This is a genomic window from Mesorhizobium sp. CAU 1741 (assembly GCF_039839275.1).
In the GTDB taxonomy this organism is placed as follows: Bacteria; Pseudomonadota; Alphaproteobacteria; order Rhizobiales; family Rhizobiaceae; genus Aerobium.
In genome coordinates this window covers 202,648-220,160 of record NZ_JBDOQP010000006.1, presented here as the reverse complement: position 1 = coordinate 220,160, position 17,513 = coordinate 202,648, and the positions used below count along the sequence as shown (strand labels likewise).

The following is a 17,513-nucleotide window of genomic DNA, read 5'->3' as shown; positions in this document are numbered from 1 at the left end:
GCCTACTCCGGCATCGAGCCGCAAGTTATCGACGCCGGAAATCGGCAGGATTCGCCCGCAACGGTGAAAGCAACCCATTCCACCTCCATGTCAGGCGGCTGTGTCGTAAAGTCGAATGAAGCCAGCCAGGCATCAAGCATTGCCGTGCCGTTCCAGAAGCTGAGATAGATCTTGCTCGGATTTACGGGGATGCGTTCGTCCGGCGCTGTTTCATGGACAAGCGTGCCGTCGACAAACCACCGAATGCGATCTTGGGACCATTCAAACGCAAGTTTGACGAAGCCATCGGCATCTTTCGGCACAGCTGGCACGAAGACCTCATTGCCGCCTTCGCTACTGACGAAGAAATTGAGCTGAACCTTCGCGATATCCCGCCCCACGAACTCGAAATCGATCTCGTCGTGCGGACGCCCATGGACATCCCCGATATAGGTGAAGAATGCGCTTACCGTTCCCGGTGCTGCAACAGCGCGCATGCTGACCTCGTAGGTGCCGTAGCCATAGATTGCACGCGATTGCAGTTCAGCGCAGTTCCACTCAGCCGGGTTTGCCGTATCCTTTGTCAGCGCCAGAGAAAGCCGTCCGTCCGCGACAGACAGATTCTCCTCGCGCCACACGCAGCCCTGATGTTCGCCGTTGGACCAGCCGTCAGAGGGGTACCACTGGTGCGTCAGGTCAAGACTGTTGAAGGCCTCGAAGAACGAGCCGCCCGGAGGTCCGAGCGTCTCGACAGCGGCGCTGTGCGATGCGGCGAACGTAAAGCCAAGCAAGGCAAGGAGACGACGTCCGAAAAGTGTCATCGCAATCACTTCCGCTTCGAAGGGGCCGCATAATACATGTATTCCTCACGATGCAGTTCGGAGGAGCCGAATGTCAGGTAACGGCGTATGCGGCGCGTATTGACGCGATTGAGAACCGTGCCGAGCAGCTTGGCATAGATCGTCGGATCCCCGAAGACCGTATCCTGGACAAGACGGCGTGGTGTATGGCCCCAGCGCACGACGAGGAAGAATCCGTCGATGCGCGAGGCAAGCGCACGCGCATCAGCGACAACGCCCATGGGCGGCAAGTCGATCACCACATAATCGAACAGCTCGCCTAGTTCTTCCAAAAGGCTGTCCATCTGCGACGAGGCGATGAGCTGCCCGATGCGCTGGGTGTCGCTGTTGTGGAGAACGGGAATGACGGAAAGTCCGGTTTCCTTGTCGGCCTGCATCACCGCCTCAAGCGGACTTTCGTCCATGAGCAACTCGACAAGCCCGACCAAGGGAGGTGTGGTCAAAGTGCCGGCGATGCCTGGCTTGCGGAAGTCGACGTCGATGAGAACGGTCCTCTTTCCCGAATTGGCAAGACGACGCCCAAGATTGATCGCGAAGGTTGTCTTTCCCTCTCCGGGCAGCGCGGAAACGACGCCTATCACCTTCGGCTTTCGCCGGCTCATTCGCTGATCGCATATCAGGAGAACACGCCGTAACGTCTCGGCGGTGTCAAAGTGCAATTTGTCGATCCACATCTTGAGCGAGTTGTCTCGGCTCTTGAACAATGCGTGATCATGACGTGCGCCGAGCGACCAGCCGAATCCGCGCCGCATGGTGGGCAGAGAGCCGAGAAATTCGGTGCCGAAATCCCGCGTGAGCTGCTCGCCGGTGCGATAATACCTCTCACGATACTCCCTCAACACGGCAACGACGGCCCCCGCCATCAAACCGAGCAGCAGACCGATAAGCACGATCTGCATCTTGCGCGGCGAAACTGGCACGATCGGGCGGTTTGCCGGCGAAATGACTTGGGCCGTGACATGGGGAGCCGATCTTACGAGCGTGCTCTCGTGATATCGGTCGAGATAGCTGGCAAGCAGCGTGCGATAGCTTTCTGCCGTCTGCTGGAGGTTGCTCAACTCTATCATTTTCCTGGTGTCGGACTTGTTGAGCTCGATCGCATCGGCAAGTTGTTGGCGAAGATAGTCCACGCGCCCTGATGCGATCTCCGCACCATCGCTGACCTGTTGCTGGATAGTGAGCAGTTGCGAGACCAGACGCTCGCGCAACAGGTCCAACTGTGCCGACAGCGCAATTGCTTCGGGATGATCGGTGCCGGAGCGCGCAACGATCTCCGCATGCCGCGCTGTTGCGGCTGCAAAGTTGTCCTTGAGCGTCCGAGTGGCTTCGCCCGTATCGCCGGTCAGTATATCGGCTGGGATCGCCGAAAGGCGGACAGGGTCCGTGCTGTCTATGACTTCATCGAGCTGGGCGGAGCGTGCCTTGACCTCACCCAACTGAGACAGGGCTGCAACGATCGTCTGGTTGAGGTCGATGATCATGCGTTCCGAGATCAACTGCCCGCCAGGCTGCGCCAGCCCGTTTGCTGCACGGAACGCCTCTGCCGCAAGGTCCGCCTCGAAGAGGTCTTGGCGCAGGCCCTGCATGCGCTCTTCCAGCCAGGCGATGGATTCGTCGGCACGCTGACGCAGAACCTCTTCCTGATCGGCAACATATGCGCTGGCGTAGGCGTTGGGTACGCGCGCAGCAAGCTCGGGATCAGGGGACGTGAAGGCGATCGTAATGGTCGGACTCCTTCCCACCCGCTGCACATAGATCGAACGCTGAAGCGAAAGCGCCGCTGCGAGTTTTGGTTCGGTGACGACACCGTAGTTTGCCGCCTCGTCGTACGGTCTCAATACAGTTCGCACCGCCGTACGCAGCATAGCCAGCACAGAGGGTGAGACCGGCACATTGAAGGCTTCGATACCGATATCATCGACCACCTTGAGTGCAATCCGTGTTGATCGCAGAAGTTCGATCTGGCCCGCGATCCTGGTATCTGCTTCGACGCTCGAATCGAAGCCCTGCTCGCGACTTGCGGAAGTGCCGCCAAGGATGATCTCTGCCGACGCACTGAAAAGCGGTTGCGCATTCAGCGCATAGACCACGGCGAGACAAAGGCCAATGAACCCCAACATTGCAACGACCAGCGCGTTGCGTCGAGCGATCAGCAGGAGACGCTCAACGTCGATCGTATCCTCCGCTGGTGGCAGCGGCGTTACGTTGGTAGGGTGGGGCAATGGTGCATTCTGGTGCAAGAGATCACTCGATAGACTTGAATATCTCCCCCACGGGGATGTAGACTTTTACTCGAATGCCCTTATAGAGCAAGATAACTGGGCGATCACAAAAAAGAGCCCTCGTATTTTGACGATGTCGGGTGCAGGCGCTCCCCTCTTTTGGCGATACAAGGTTTCACAAAAATGCCCGCCGGCCCGGTTATGGATGTCGTCGTCATCGTTGCCGCGCGCAATGTCGAGGCGACAATCGCGCATGCGCTGTCGTCGGCTCTTTCCCAGCGTCAAACTGCCGAACTCATCGTCGTGGATGACGCTTCCACCGATCGCACTAGCGAGGTGGCGCGCGGCGCAGAGGACGGTACCGGTCGTCTCAAGGTGCTCACCCTTGACAAGCAAGTTGGCCCATCTCGCGCTCGCAACATCGCGATCGACGCCAGTCGGGCAAACCTGATCGCAGTGCTCGATGGCGACGACGTCTTCCTGCCCGGTCGTTTTGACTGGCTGCTGCAAGATGATGGCTGGGACCTGGTTGCCGATAACATCGTGATGTACCGCTCGATGGAAACGCCCCTCGACACGGCGGTCAAGGCTTCGCGCGGCGGAGCGTCTTCTTCGCGGCCTGTTCTGACATTGAAACGGTTCGTCGAGGGAAATATCTCCGGTTTCCTGCCACGCCGGGAACTCGGGTTCCTCAAGCCGGTCATGCGCCGTGATTTTCTCGACCGCGCTGGCCTGCGCTACAACGAGGCGATCCGCTTTGCCGAGGACTATGACCTTTATTGCCGAGCGCTTGTCGCCGGTGCACGCTTTACCTTCGACCCGCGGGCCGGATATGGGGCGCTGGTGCATTCCAGCTCCCTCAGTTCGACCCATTCGAGCAGCGATCTTGGAGGCGTGATCGGCATCGATGAGCGTCTTCTTGCTTCCGAGAGCCTCGATCCGGGATCTCGTGATGTATTGTACCGCCACTTGCGACAGGTCACCTTCAAATATCACTACCGGATGCTCCTCGACCGCAGGCAAAAATATGGCCTCGCCTCCGCTGTGCGGGAGATCCTTGCAACGCCGACACTGATCCCCGCTACGTTGATGCAATTTGCCACCGATAAGCTGCGTCCGTTGTCACCAGGCTTGTTCCTGAATTCTGGTGACACCCCAAATCTGCTGGTGTCGCCCGACTTTCCAATAATATCGAGATAGTTTGGACCGCACCGCGTGTGTGCCTCACGCAATGCCACTCAGGTGAAGCACCAACCAGAGCAAGAACGCGACCCAGAAAAATACGATAATGCCGCCGACCAAGAGCATGGCGATCAGCGGTCCGCGGTTTTGTTTTTTCGCGGGGGCGTCCGGTTGCTGATCCGGATCGCTTTTCTTAAGCACATTATTTGCCACTTAACAGTGAACTCCAAGGGTCCACCTCATGCTGTCAGCAATTGCGGCCAAATTCTACATTCACTGGTTATTAACCTAAAAAATTAAACTTAATCAATATATCAAATTTTACATATCAACTGCGCGCTACAGCAATTACGCCGACGAGAATTGCGACGATTCCTACAATCCGAAGCGCTGGCAGCGCTTCTCCAAGCAACAGATGGCCGGCGGCAGCAGTAATCGCAATGCCCAGGGCCACAAATGGGTAAGCCTGCGACACGTCGATACGCGATAGAACCAGAAGCCACACGATCGCGCTCGCGCCAAAGCTTGCCAGGCCGAGGATGATCGCCGGCGAGGTTGCGATGGCCAGAAGCGCGGCAATTCCGCCATCGACAAGCGCCAGTTGGATCCGTGTCGTCGACATTCCCATCTTGAGCAAGACCTGTGCCGTTGACGAAAGCGCTATACTGACGGCGATCAGGAGAAGTGAAGAGAAAGCCATGCCAGCTCCATTTAGGGAATGTTCTCGCTGCTGCCCAAGACGGGATCTATCGAGAATGCGGTAAAAGTAAAAGAGGTTTCGCACGCGGCTTCCAACGTGCATCACAACGATGACCCGGCCATCAGGGGATGCACCTGCAGCATTGCCCTATCCGATCCCCACAAGAGCGGCCGTTCTGCGTCCAATGGTTTCATCGCTCAACCAATCTTGCCATACGAGCCGTCTGCGAGGGCACAAGCATGTATTGACGTGCATGTCTTGAGGGGACCTCTGAAGTCTCTGTCTTGGCTGTCATTGCACGTTCTCTCGATGAGATCGCGCTCCGAAAACGCAAGAACTTGGCCACGACAGAATCGAGCGCTGAAGGCACTGCAAAAAGTATTCACCTTCTCAATCTATCATTGTGTCTTGAAGTCGGATGTGGGGCATCGTCACCGTTGTCGTCGCGACGCTCCCACCCCGATGAAGGCGCTGTTTCGATCCACGATCATGCCAAATACAGCATGGTACACACCCACACCAGCATTGAAGTTTGCTAGACCGTGCGATCGCAACTGATATCAGGTTCGCTGTGGCTGACAGGTGCCAAAGTCTGCACCACCGCTGTGGGCTTTCTTTCAACCATCATCCTGGCGCGCCTTCTTGTTCCGGAGGATTTCGGGTTGATCGCCATTGCCGCGGCATCCCTGGCCATCGCAACGGCGGTGACCGATCTGCCGGTCGCTGCAGCCTTGGTCCAGCTGGAAGAGCCAAGCCGGGCAGACTACGACACCGCATGGACCATCAGCCTGTTGCGCGGCCTGCTGGTGATGCTGACACTGACTGGTGTTGCTCCTCTGATCGCCGCAGCCTATGGCGACGAGCGATTGATCGGGGTGCTGGTCGCACTTTCGCTTTCGCCGCTCCTTCTCGGAGGGCTCAATCCATACATGGTCATCTTCGATCGCCAGCTTCTCTTTTCCAGAAGCTTCATATTGGAGACCGTATCCAAAGTCGGGTCAGTCCTTGTCTCGGCAATCGTTGCATTTCAGTTCAGAAACTATTGGGCGCTTGTGGCCGGCCCACTGGCCGCGGCACTCATTGCTCTCGTGCTTTCCTACGCATTGGCACCCTACCGCCCGCGCCCGGCTCTGGCCTCGCTCCGTGTGTTATGGGGGTTCTCGAGCTGGCTTACGCTTGTTTCGATCGTCAACACCTTGAACCTGCGGCTGGACCAGTTCATCGTTGGAAGCGTACTTGGCCAGCGCACGCTCGGTCATTTCAGCGTCGGCTCCGACATTGCCAATCTCATCCATGCACCGGTAATGCCCATCATGCGAACCCTGTATGCAGGGTTCTCCCAACTGCGTGGCGATCGGGCGGCATTGTTCAACGCATATCAGCAGAGCCAGCGGTTTCTAGGCAACTTTGCTCCGCCATTCGGAGTTGGGCTTGCGCTGGTCGCGGAGCCCATGGTGCGGATAACACTCGGCGATGTCTGGGTGCCAGCCGCCATCGTCATAGAAATTCTCGCGCCGGTTTTCGCGTTTGAACTCATCGCCGGCGCGACCTATCCGATGGTAATGTCGCAGGGAAACACGCGAGCGCTCTTCTGGCGTGACCTCACCGTTCTCCTCTTCCGCCTGCCTTTGATGGCTATTGGCATCATATGGTTCGGTCTGCTCGGGCTTCTGATCGCTCGAGCGGCCGCCAGCGCCTTTGGCCTCGCTCTCAACATCCAGCTTGCCCAGCGTGTTATTGGCCTCACCTACAAGGACGTTGCCGCCGGCGTGTGGCGGCCGCTGTGCGGCGTCACAGCGATGAGTGTCATCGTGCTTGGATTGCGCAGCGTGCTGGATCCCACAGCTGCGCCTTTGCTGTTCATCTTGATCGCAATACCGCTTGGAGCCGTGGTATACAGCACGACCGTTTTGGGACTTTGGATCCTTGGCGGGCGCAGGCAGGGTTTCGAGGCCGACGCATTCGCCATCGGCAAGAATCTGCTCGGGAGATCCAACTAGTCTGGACGGGGCCGTCCGGCGGTGCGTAGATTTGCAACCGCGTCTGCAATGGCGGCACCCCAAATTTGCCGCATGAAGCGAACAGCGGGCTCATCCGCCCCAGATGGCGATGGCAACGATAACGGCAACAAGCACGAAGACCTGACGGCTAACGCGATCCTTGAGCGCAAAGACCACCGGATCGTCGTGCATCAACCGCCTGTGCGACTGCATCAGGGCGCGGCCTATCCAGTACATGAGAATCGGGCAAAGAAGCCACAGCACCTCTGGGCGCCCGTAGTGTTGTTTGACATAGTCGGATGACACATAAAGCGCCAGAACGGTGACCGCATTGAAGCCGGATGACGCCGCCATCGCCATGACGATGTCCAAGTCGCCGACCTGATAGTTTCGGTTTGAAGGGTTGGGCAGGTTCGAGTCCAGCCGCACGGCAAGCTCACTGTACCGCTTGATGAGCGCGAGTGCCGTGAAAATGAACATGGAGAAGGCCAGCAGCCACTCCGAGACAGACGCGCCGATGGCCACCGCGCCGCCGAGCACCCGTGCAGAATAAAGCATCGACAGCGCGACGACATCGACCAGGAATTTGCGCTTGAGGTAAAAGGTGTACGCCGTCGTTAGCGCCAGATACGCCAAAAGCGCGGCAAGAAACATCCACGAAACCGCTATGGCGATCAATGCGGCTGCGGCCAGCAGGACCGGTATTGCTGCAACGCCCGCCCATAGCGAAATGTCACCGCTGGCAAGCGGCCGGCGCTTCTTGGATGGGTGGGCGCGGTCCGCCCCCAGATCAACCAGATCGTTGAGCACATAGACGCCGGAGGCGCATAGCGAAAAAGCGATGAAGGCGAGAAGCGCATTGATGGCGGCTGCGATCTCAAACTGTTGCGCCGTGATCAGCGGAAGGAAAACCAGCCCGTTCTTGGCCCATTGGTGCACGCGGATGAGTTTTGCCCACACGCGAAGCGACGGAGCCGGATCATCGAGATAGTGGGCGGACGGCGAGATGCGGTCCAACGCCCGGCGGACCGACGGCGATGCGCGTCGCGCGATCGCTCCATCGGCAACCTTCCAGACGGCCAGATCGACCTTGTCGTTGCCGATATAGTCAAAGCCGCGCTCACCGAAACGCTCGACGAGCTGCGCTGCTTTCACCGCTCCGGAAAGATTTGTCATCTCATCTGAAGAAATCCAGCCGTCGAAGACGCCCAGATGGTCGGCTATCGCTTCGACAAGACGTGTCGTGCTGGCGGAGGCCAGATAGACTTGTCGCCCTTGGGAGCGCGCTTGGTGGATAAGGGCCAGCACTTCCTGATCATAGGGAAGGACCGAGGGATCGAAATCGTAGGGTTCCGCAATACGGTGCTTGAGCGCTGCCTTGCCCCTCCGCAGGGACCGCAGCATGTCGACAATGGACTGAGGGCGCTGCCCCAATTCGGCGAAAGCCGTTTCCAAAAGCAGATCAGAACGCACCAATGTGCCATCGAGATCGACGATCAGTGGTTTGGCTATCGCGTCGGCAGTGTTCATTTACGCGACAGCCACCCCGACGAAATCAAAACAGACTGAAGACCAGCCGCAAGATAAGAAACCACAGTGTCAGCGACACCACAAGTGCGCCAATCCAATACCATCCGCGCGGTAGGGAAGAACGCTCAACAAAGTCAAAGATCCGCCGCTTCGTCCCTTTCCAGGTATCGAGCATCTATACGCTATCTCCCTAGAGCTTCCACGGGCCGTCCCGACAGCTCGCCCCTTTTTCACGCCGATCGCCAAGGCCTTGCCGAAGCTCAACAGCATGCTAGCGCCACCCCGCGACTCCAGCATGGGTAACATGCCAGACTCACGATGGTCTTGAAAGGTGGGCGGGGAAGAAAACTCCGCTGGTCACGGTCTGCGTCCATCCGATGATCGGACTGAACCTGACTTGACCGTGGCAAGTAAATCGAAAGGCGTATTCTGAACGTGGAGGCATTCCCCGTCACTTGCAATACGCAAGTTCCACGCAGCGTCTCGCGGCCAGGAAAGCGTCGAAGATGCCTCGCCAACCGGAACAACGACATTGCTGCTAGCGACGGATTAGAGCAGCGCTATCAAGCAGAACGCTGAATTGAGCTCTCAATGCGCCCAGTTGTGCTGTCCGCCGCTCGCAATAGATCAATGCAGATTCCACCTCGTCCAGTTTGCGCTCAAGCTTGCCGGAATTCCCCTCGCTTTCCAGCGCGAGCAGGACTTCGGTCGCCTTTTCTCGCGATGCCGAATGCCGAAGTGTAAGGCCGTCTATCTCTCGCTGCAGTTCACCACAAACGGACGAAATGGTGTCGGCAACGAGACGTATCCGCTGCAAATCCTGCTCTTGATCGCGCAGTGCGGATCGCGGAATGAAAAACGCCATTTCCTGCTCCAACCTTGCTCGGCGCAAACTCCCTTTCGCCAAGCTTCTGACAACCCATGCCGTCTCGTCTGTCGGGCTACCATTGGCAAGAACCACGACCCGTAGAAAATTCCATTCCAGCCGGCCCAGCTTCTGATCTGTCCCGGAAATGCCTCACTGCCGCAGCGTCACGGCTCCACAGTCGTGAGGAATTCTCGTGCCATCGTCCGCAGCACAATCTTGAGATCGAGCGCCAGCGACGCGTTCTGCACATAGGCGACATCATGATCGATACTCTCTAGAGCCATGCTGGCAGATGTCGCTTGCACATAATATCCGTTCGCTTGTGCCCAACCCACGAGGCCCGGGCGAACCTCATGGCGAAGATGGAAGTACGGAACGATTTCCTCGTAAGGCATATTGCGAAAGTTGAGGTTGCTCAGACGCATCTGCGGCGCATACGGACGGGGCCCCACGAAAGACATGTCGCCGCGCAAGATGTTGAAGAGCAGAGGCAGGTCATCCATCTTCGTTGCGCGCAAGAACTTGCCGAGCGGCGTCACGTGTGCGCTGTCGCCAGCATAGATGTGCCTGACGACCTGAGCCCCGGCCTCACAGGGGACCGTGCGAAAGCTCATCATCTTGTAACGAGCGCGATTCAGCCCTTCCCGCTCCTGCGCGACAATGATGGGTCCTTTGCTCGATAGTTTAATGGCGGCAGCGACCATCACCATCAGCGGCGCAAAAAGAAGAATGAGCAGCAAGGAGCCAGCGATGTCGAGCGCACGCTTGGATGCCGCGAGCCGCGCATTGCGGATGGTAAGCAGAGGCTTGTCGCCCCCTAGGTAAAGCGGGAGACCGTTTTGTGATCGCGATCGCACCTCAACGGCCGGCCCAACCGACGCGAAAGGGTATTGCCGCACCATCGAGCGCTTGCTCTGCTGAGACTTTGTGCCTTGCAGTGCGACCACATTGGATGATGTGCCGGTGAGATTGACGGCACTCCGTTGCGCATGTTCCCGCATTAAAGACCCCATACTAAATGCCCCATGCATAACTTACGTTACCATGCGCTAAATAAGATTCCAACGGCTTTAACGTTCTGTTAACCAAAATCATCAAGTAATCGTCCGGCAATCTGCCGTTTGGGTTAACGGGGCGACTGAGTGATCCGCGCTGGTCTCAAATCTCGCTCAACAGCGACCCCCACGGTGGATCGGCTCCGACGCCGAGAGGGTAACCTGGCCAGCGACCACAATCGTTGGCAAGGGAGGGCCTCGTCTAGCGCCCAGCTTCACGGTCTGCGTTCTTCTACAGTCGTCGCGCGCGCAAGTAGGCGTCTGAACAGCAAGGTTGTTGGATCATCGATTTCATTAGATGCCGGGCAGCATGACCGCACTTGCGTTCATTGAGCAGCGAACGGGTTGCTCAATGTGCAAAGAGGCGAGGTCGTGTGGCTCACGCGGCCGAAACGGGCCGAGGGAACCTGGGGCAATTCATGACACGCGCGCAAGAAGACATCATCGAACTGCTGGAAGAAGCGCATCGCCTCGCACAAAGAGAGGGTTCCGCGAGGCTCTCTTTTCTCATCGAGGCGGCGCTTGCAGAAGCAAAAAACACCAAACCTGTATCGCAATCGAAAGGGAAGGCGCATTAGGCAGATCGCCGCCCGCATCAAGTGCGATGCAAGTGGCGGCCATGGTGCCAACCAATCCATCGCCGGCAATCTCGGACGCGGCGAGCCGACGCATGCCGCAGTGAAAACGTTGCGCAGCGCATCCAACCGATTTCGTGGGAGCGTCTTCTGGGCGTCCCACCACCTCTTGAAGCAATCGGATTCCGCCCTCACCCGGCGGACCCACTACACGACCGTCGTTCTCGTGTTTGGGTTGCATTTGTGAAAGAAGCGCGATGAGCCTGCGGTTCGACCTATTCGCTTGAAGCACCAGCTCGCATAAAGGACAAGGAACCCGCTGAGATCGTTCACAGAGTGTGATGTCAGCGTCCCAGATCCGTCGTCAGCTCGCAAGACAGCGATCCGCACCCTTTTCACTGCGAAGTAAGAAGTAATGTGATGGTCCTCTGGCGCACTCAATGTCGGGGTTCGCGGATCATGAGGAAGTAGGCTGCAGACCCTAGAAAAATGCGCTCAATGCATTCTCATCCTGATTGGTCGCGATCGGGGAGTGTCGTAGAAGACTCTTATGGTTGAAGATTTTGAAGCGATATCGAGTTTCGATAGCCTTGCCACCTGCGACGTCACAATCGTTGGAACAGGGCCACTTGGCCTGGCGCTCGCTCACGCATGTCTAGTGCGCGGCTTTCGCGTCATGATGCTGGAATCCGGCGGCCGCAATCCCGATCAGCAAGCCAACGCGCTTTCGCGTGCCGCCAAGATGGATGGAACAGCACACGTCCCCCTCGAAGAGGGATGCGCACGTGTGCTCGGGGGCAATTCCCACCTTTGGGGCGGCCGCTGCGTGCCCTTTGACGCGATCGATTTCGAAAAGCGCGACTACATCCCGTTTTCCGGCTGGCCAATCCCATACGCTGAGGTCGCGCGCTGGTACGCCGAGGCTTCGCAATTCCTCAAATGCAGTCAATCTTTCAAAGTGGAGCCAATCTGGCCACACAGCGACGCTGTGCGCTTCGACACCATAGAGAGCTGGATGAATGACAGCAATGTTTCCACACACCACAATTCCTGGATCGAAAATCACCAGAATCTCACCATAGTTACCCGGGCTACCGTTACAGATTTCGTGTTTGACGAAAATGTACGACGGGTTGTCGCTATCCGTGCAACCGACGGCACGCGCACTGTGGAAGTCCCCGTTAGGCGGCTCGTGGTGGCCTGCGGCGGCGTGCAGACGCCGCGGCTGCTGTTGGCCGTGCAGCGCGCTCATCCAAACCTCTTCGGCGGTCCCGAAGGGCCTTTGGGGCGCTACTATATGGGCCACGTCTCCGGAAAGCTTGCCGAGTTGAAGCTTGCGGTTCCCGAAAAGGCTGACACGCTCGATTATATGCGCGCAGAGACCGGCTTCCTTCGGCGGCGCATCACCCTCACTGAAGCCGTGCAGCGCGAAGAAAGGCTTGGTCAGATCAGCTTTTCTTCCGGCAATGCCGTTGTCTACGATTCTTCCCACCGTTCCGGTGCTCTGTCTCTTTTGTGGTTCATCCTCGCCTCACCGCTTGGCGCGCGCTTCGTCAATGCTCCGCTGCGCAGCGTCTATCTGGGTGAGACAAAGCCTGCGGTCTGGCCCCACCTCATGAACGTTCTTCGCGAGCCGATCGCCACGATAAGCGGCGTGTGGAGCGTCTACACGCAGATGTTCCGCCAGCGGCCGAAGAAGCCCTCCGTATTCCTCCCGAACAAGGATGGTCGCTACACGCTCTACTATCATGGCGAACAGAGCCCCAACCCCGAGAACCGCATCACACTGAGCGAGGAAGTTGATGCGGTGGGGATGCCGCGGGCAAACGTTGCGTTCAACTTTAGCCATGCGGATGCCGAATACGTCGCAAGCGCTCACAAGAGCGTTGAGAAGGCGGTGAAGGAACTGGGCATCGGCGGGCTTGTCTACAGCGTGCCAGAGGAGAATCGTGTCGCCGCTATCCTCTCCCAGGCGCGCGACGGCCTCCATCAGATTGGGGCGACGCGTATGTCGGACGATCCCACTACCGGCGTTGTCGATTCTGACCTGAAGGCGTTTGGCTTGGACAATTTTTACATTGCCTCGACGTCAGTGATGCCGACCTCCGGGCACGCCAATCCCACCTTCGTGGGCGTTGCGCTTGCGCGGCGCCTTGCAGCCCACCTCACTGGAGACCTTGAGCGTCACGTGGACGGCGCTCCCGAGACGCTGGTGCAGAACGACGTGGCTGTTGCGGCCATGCGAAGGTTCGTGGGGGAGCCAAGCGAGAATGCTGTGAAGGTTCTCGTCACCGGTGCCTCCGGCTTTGTGGGTCGTGCCGTATGCGATCTATTGCGCAGCCGTGGGCATACGATCCGCGCTCTCACATCGCGCCGAGACCAGGCAGACACAAGGGAGGACGGCATCGAGTGGCGCTTTCACGACTGGCGCGAAGACCTCGACTTCGACCGGCACGTCACAGGGTGCGTGGCGGTCATCCATCTCGGCGCGGAAATCTGGCGCACCGATCGCATGGAGCGCGTCAACGTGGAGGCGACGCGTGCCTTGGTGAAAGCCGCGGCCCGATCGGGGGTCAAGAGCTTCGTGTTTGCGAGCTCGGTTGCAGTTTACGGTTCGTCGAAATCGCCGCGCGTGGACGAGAGTTCGCCCGTTGTAACGGCACAAGGTTATGTGCCCTCGGAGTATCGGGGCAAAGCAAACGTCCTGGCCTATGGTCGCTCGAAAGTTTTGGGAGAGATCGCCGTTCACGATGCGTGCAGCGTGGGAGCCCATCATGGACGCCAGATGAACGGCACGATCCTGCGTCCTACCGTGGTTGTCGACGAAGACAAGATTCTCGAGACGACCAGGATCGGCAGGGCTGCAAAGGAAATCGGCGCCAACCGCAGAGTGAACTTTGTCACATTAACGGACGTCGCAGCCGCGTTCGTCTGGGTCATGGAAAAGAACTATGCCGACGACGCACTGCCCGGCGCGCGCGTATTCAACCTGTCCGACGACACGACGCCTGAACTGACCTATGCAAGACTCTACCGAAAACTAGAAGCACTGTCTGACGTGAGAGGACTTCGCGAACGGTTTGGCGCGCCCCGACAATGTTACAACCTTGCTGATATGCTGCGCAATAAGCGCCCTTCGCGCCGACTGCCGCTGGGCATGATGCACTTTCCAAACGATGCCCTGAAAGCTACGGGGTTTCGGCACCCATACGGGGTTGAGGACACGATTGCGCGCGCAGCGCGACGGCTCAGCAACAGCTGACCTTGCATCTGAGGTCTCATCGAGGACGAATCCACGCTCATCGACATGACAGGCGCATGAATCGCACTTCGCTCCAGTGGCGGAAACAACTCACGACTGGATCGAAGGAGGCGCTTCCGGAGATATTGTATAGCGAGGAGCGTTGTAATGTGACGTCATAATCCAGCCGGTAAACGCAAGCCAGGTCAGCGCGAATAGATAAAGAGCGGTATCTGGAATATGCATCACGGAATCAAATGACCAGCCCCGGGCAGCCATGGCCACGGCGAAGGGTGCGCCCAGCGCTAGACCCGTCAACCACCGCGACAGTGGTGCAGAGGGTGCGACTGCCGCGAAGACGAGCAATAGAACCAGGTACCAGGGCCAGACATGCGGAAGGATCGCAAACATCCCGGCCGACAATAGGGCCAATGCGAATACGCGTCGCCTGGGCTCTTTCCTCTCTTTCACCCATTTTACGCCTTGGTAGATCGCAATGATGGGGAAAACGGCGGTTGCTGCCCACTGCGCCGGGCGTCCTGCAATAGCGACTGCGCTAGATGGTGTGAGGAATTCCCAGGTCATGGCACGCGCTGCATCAAAAAATTCGATCCCGCGATAAAACAACACGAAGCAGGCGATCACGAGAAGGCTTGAAAACAGATAGCCAATGAGCAAGCGCGCATTGAATGGCTCGCGCGCCAGAAGAAATATGAGTCCCAAAGGTCCACTTACATACTTGATGCAGACAGAGGCAGCCAGAGCGATCGGGTTTCTAATATAGAATGCAAACAAGGCGAATACGGCCATGACTATATCGTTATGGCCCTCCGAAACGCTAAAATACAGAACGAGCGGCATCCAGCCAACAATGGCAATTGCGGTACATTGATCTCGAAATGGCAGAGACTCCGTCATTTTGCGAACGATGATCAGCGCACCGGCCCAAGAACCGGCTATGACTGCCTTAAACAGCGAAAACACCACCCACGGGTGGTTACTCACTGTCATCACGAGTCCTGATATAATCGCCCACAGAGGCCCGTAGGTCATTCTAGTGGGATTGAGATCGGCGTACCAACGCGCCGCGATATCGTGAGGAATGTCTTGATGGTAGGGGTTGAGCCCCGTGGCGATCATTTTCCCCCAAGCGGCAGAAAGCCAAAAATCCTGAGCGAGTACCGGGATGGCAGGCAGGCAGATCACGCCGAAAACAAAAGTCCAAGAAAAGACGGCTCTAACAGTTGATTGCGATGGAGGCCGCCTCATGATCTGAAAAAGAAGGGCCATGGTGCAAATGCTAGAAACTACCAGCGGAAGGAAGAACAATGGAAGCCAATATCGCGATTTTGCCAACCAATCGATAGCCTCGATACCAGTCATGTCGGCATAAAGCTGCTGGCCTGACACCACACCGCCATATGCGAGCCCGGCCGGTGCAAGCCAATAGCTTGCTATAGTTTGGATTATCCACGCAATCGCTGTAATCGATCCAAGAATATGAACCGCTCGGTTGGAGAGCGGATTGTGTGTCGAAGCCTCGTCGAACGTGCTCATCATCCGCTTTAACCCTTAGAGAGAGTGCGAGGCCTGTCGATGATTAAGTTTCAAAGTGGATTTTGACACGATCGATCGCGTGTGTCTTTGATTTCTTGTGCCATAAGGGCGATAGACTGGCTTCTCCACGGGTTTGTGAAGTGCTTCGCACAATACATGGGTCCAGTTGCGGAGGGGTATTGACCTTAAGGGGCGGGTTCCCTGCCAGACCAAGGGCTGCGTGCCGGCGGTAATCATCTTCTCGCATAGCAACGGACAGTCGCCCTGCGCCACCGGACGGCCCTCAGATTATCGAGCGGGCAATAGTTTTGTGGTTGTCCAGCTAACGCATCTGTACGCGCGGATGCTGGGCAAGCGCGCAGAGATCGCCAAGCTTGCGCTAAACCCAGTTCTGCGCCCCTATGTCGAAGAAAGGCTTGCCGGAACGATCGCGGCCCCTGAGGGGATCGTCGTTGCTGGTCCTACGGTCCCTTGGATTGGTCGCCGACACGGGCAGCAGAAGGACAGAAGATGGGGCAAGGCGTAGAGTCCAGAGCAGATCAACCATCGCCAGGGGATCGACTACCCGGATGATGCGACGATGCGGAATCAGCCGCGAAGCCATCTATCAGTCGTTCTTTATCCAAGGCCGAGGAGCGCTGCGTCGAGAGCTGACGGCTTGCCTGAGGACCGGGCGAGCACTACGGACGCCTCGGCCGCGCGTCGGCTTGCGTGCAAGGGCTTCGTGTCGTCCGAGATCATGATCAGCCAGCTCCCTGCTGAATCGAATGGCCGCGCAGTCCCCGGACATTGGGAAGGGGATCTCATTCAGGGGCCTGGCAGTTCGGCGACGCTCTGGTGGAACGCACGACACGGTTCACGATGTTGCTGCATCTACCGCGACTGGATGGTCACGGCGAAGCACCTCGGGCTAAGAATGGACCGGCACTCGCGGGGCATGGTGCAGAGGCTGTTCGTGACGCCATCACGCCCACCATCACAACCCTGCCCGAGGAACTTCGTCGCTCGTTGACATGGGACCAGGGCGCTGAGCTGTCCCAGCATGCTGCCCTCACAATCGACACAGGGATCGAGGTCTACTTCTGCGATCCCCAGAGCCCCTGGCAGCGAGGCACCAACGAGAACACCAATGGCCTGCTGCGCCAATACTTTCCAAAGGGCACGGACCTGAGCGCGCATAGCGCCGAAACGATCGCGGCAGTTGCAGCGACGCTCAACGCGAGACCTCGAAAGTCATTGGGCTGGAAGATGCCCGCCGAAGCGCGTGACCAATGGCTGGCGCAGGGGAACACTGCTGCTGCGACGACTGCTTGAATCCACCTTGGCTGCCCTGATCAAAATGGTGCAGCAGGCTGTCGGGCTTGCCCCGGCGCCAGATTGTCATGCTGACGACATCTGTCACGCGCGGTCATTTCGGCCTCCATCGCCCAACCGACGACACGGCGGGAGAATAGGTCGACGACGGCGGCAACGTAGAGCCAACCTTCGGCGGCCCAGATCTAGGTGAAGTCGGCGATCCACTTCTGGTTCGGTGCCGGTGCCTCGAAGGCGCGGTCGAGAAGGTTGTCCGAGACGGCCGTTCGCTCGCCGGTATCCTTCGGCAGCCCACGGCGGCGCGACCGTGCACGCAGCCCGTCGTGCTGTTAATGCACGTAACGCGTCAATGACAATCTCAGCAACTATGGAATATTGGCCCTCAGGAAACAGAAGATAAGGTCCGTGAACTTGGGGTCGCATACGGCCG

General features: G+C 58.1%; 12 protein-coding genes and 2 pseudogenes. 5 read left to right on the top strand and 9 right to left on the bottom strand.

The genetic code is table 11. From position 1 onward, the window contains the following. Positions 1–2 precede the first annotated feature (2 nt). Together AAFN84_RS21950 and AAFN84_RS21945 are read right to left on the bottom strand one after the other, a co-directional pair. Positions 3–800: a family 16 glycosylhydrolase gene (locus tag AAFN84_RS21950; protein WP_347516941.1), complete on the bottom strand. Its 798-nt coding sequence runs from the start codon at positions 798–800 to the stop codon at positions 3–5. Between the two features lie 5 nt (positions 801–805). Beyond that, positions 806–3,061 carry a polysaccharide biosynthesis tyrosine autokinase gene (locus tag AAFN84_RS21945; RefSeq protein ID WP_347516835.1) on the bottom strand — a complete coding sequence of 752 codons (2,256 nt, stop codon included), beginning with the start codon at positions 3,059–3,061 and terminating at the stop codon, positions 806–808. Between the two features lie 201 nt (positions 3,062–3,262). Between AAFN84_RS21945 and AAFN84_RS21940 the strand changes: the two genes are divergently transcribed. Further along, on the top strand, positions 3,263–4,261 hold the full coding sequence (locus AAFN84_RS21940; RefSeq protein ID WP_347516834.1) for a glycosyltransferase family 2 protein: 999 nt from the start codon (positions 3,263–3,265) through the stop codon (positions 4,259–4,261). Positions 4,262–4,285: 24 nt separating this feature from the next. On the opposite strand, the gene AAFN84_RS21935 is transcribed toward AAFN84_RS21940, so the two are convergent. Then, the gene (locus AAFN84_RS21935; protein WP_347516833.1) at positions 4,286–4,456 is read right to left on the bottom strand and encodes a hypothetical protein; all 171 of its coding nucleotides are present in this window, start codon (positions 4,454–4,456) and stop codon (positions 4,286–4,288) included. 115 nt (positions 4,457–4,571) lie between these two features. After that, on the bottom strand, positions 4,572–5,027 hold the full coding sequence (locus tag AAFN84_RS21930; protein ID WP_347516832.1) for a hypothetical protein: 456 nt from the start codon (positions 5,025–5,027) through the stop codon (positions 4,572–4,574). Positions 5,028–5,485: 458 nt separating this feature from the next. On the opposite strand from AAFN84_RS21930, the gene AAFN84_RS21925 reads away from it, so the two are divergent. After that, a complete protein-coding gene (locus tag AAFN84_RS21925; protein ID WP_347516831.1) occupies positions 5,486–6,943 on the top strand; it encodes an oligosaccharide flippase family protein in 1,458 nt (485 codons plus the stop codon). Positions 6,944–7,033: 90 nt separating this feature from the next. Here AAFN84_RS21925 and AAFN84_RS21920 read toward each other — a convergent pair whose 3' ends face one another. The 3 genes from AAFN84_RS21920 to AAFN84_RS21910 all read right to left on the bottom strand — a co-directional run bounded on the left by AAFN84_RS21920 (position 7,034) and on the right by AAFN84_RS21910 (position 10,342). Further along, positions 7,034–8,473, bottom strand: a complete 1,440-nt coding sequence (locus AAFN84_RS21920; RefSeq protein WP_347516830.1) for a UbiA family prenyltransferase — start codon at positions 8,471–8,473, stop codon at positions 7,034–7,036. Between the two features lie 538 nt (positions 8,474–9,011). Next, on the bottom strand, positions 9,012–9,338 hold the full coding sequence (locus AAFN84_RS21915) for a hypothetical protein (protein ID WP_347516829.1): 327 nt from the start codon (positions 9,336–9,338) through the stop codon (positions 9,012–9,014). 167 nt (positions 9,339–9,505) lie between these two features. Continuing rightward, entirely contained in the window at positions 9,506–10,342 is an 837-nt protein-coding gene (locus AAFN84_RS21910) for a sugar transferase (RefSeq protein WP_347516828.1), read from the bottom strand. A gap of 473 nt (positions 10,343–10,815) precedes the next feature. Between AAFN84_RS21910 and AAFN84_RS21905 the strand changes: the two genes are divergently transcribed. Both AAFN84_RS21905 and AAFN84_RS21900 read left to right on the top strand, forming a co-directional pair. Continuing rightward, positions 10,816–10,974, top strand: a complete 159-nt coding sequence (locus AAFN84_RS21905) for a hypothetical protein (RefSeq protein WP_347516827.1) — start codon at positions 10,816–10,818, stop codon at positions 10,972–10,974. A 547-nt stretch (positions 10,975–11,521) separates the two neighbouring features. After that, positions 11,522–14,233: an NAD-dependent epimerase/dehydratase family protein gene (locus AAFN84_RS21900; RefSeq protein WP_347516826.1), complete on the top strand. Its 2,712-nt coding sequence runs from the start codon at positions 11,522–11,524 to the stop codon at positions 14,231–14,233. 90 nt (positions 14,234–14,323) lie between these two features. On the opposite strand, the gene AAFN84_RS21895 is transcribed toward AAFN84_RS21900, so the two are convergent. After that, positions 14,324–15,769 (bottom strand): hypothetical protein, encoded by a 1,446-nt coding sequence (locus AAFN84_RS21895; protein WP_347516825.1) that lies wholly within the window; start codon positions 15,767–15,769, stop codon positions 14,324–14,326. 343 nt (positions 15,770–16,112) lie between these two features. Here AAFN84_RS21895 and AAFN84_RS21890 point away from each other — a divergent pair. After that, a pseudogene (locus AAFN84_RS21890) lies at positions 16,113–17,083 on the top strand (IS30 family transposase). Between the two features lie 7 nt (positions 17,084–17,090). On the opposite strand, the pseudogene AAFN84_RS21885 reads toward AAFN84_RS21890, so the two are convergent. Then, positions 17,091–17,406 (bottom strand): annotated as a pseudogene (locus AAFN84_RS21885) (DDE-type integrase/transposase/recombinase); the annotation flags it as partial. Between the last annotated feature and the right edge of the window lie 107 nt (positions 17,407–17,513).

Excerpts from the sequence above, each read along its gene's own strand:
- AAFN84_RS21895 (WP_347516825.1), bottom strand. The coding sequence starts at position 15,769 with ATGAGCACGTTCGACGAGGCTTCGACACACAATCCGCTCTCCAACCGA.
- AAFN84_RS21905 (WP_347516827.1), top strand. The coding sequence starts at position 10,816 with ATGACACGCGCGCAAGAAGACATCATCGAACTGCTGGAAGAAGCGCAT.
- AAFN84_RS21900 (WP_347516826.1), top strand. The coding sequence starts at position 11,522 with ATGGTTGAAGATTTTGAAGCGATATCGAGTTTCGATAGCCTTGCCACC.
- AAFN84_RS21920 (WP_347516830.1), bottom strand. The coding sequence starts at position 8,473 with ATGAACACTGCCGACGCGATAGCCAAACCACTGATCGTCGATCTCGAT.
- AAFN84_RS21940 (WP_347516834.1), top strand. The coding sequence starts at position 3,263 with ATGGATGTCGTCGTCATCGTTGCCGCGCGCAATGTCGAGGCGACAATC.
- AAFN84_RS21950 (WP_347516941.1), bottom strand. The coding sequence starts at position 800 with ATGACACTTTTCGGACGTCGTCTCCTTGCCTTGCTTGGCTTTACGTTC.
- AAFN84_RS21910 (WP_347516828.1), bottom strand. The coding sequence starts at position 10,342 with ATGCGGGAACATGCGCAACGGAGTGCCGTCAATCTCACCGGCACATCA.
- AAFN84_RS21915 (WP_347516829.1), bottom strand. The coding sequence starts at position 9,338 with ATGGCGTTTTTCATTCCGCGATCCGCACTGCGCGATCAAGAGCAGGAT.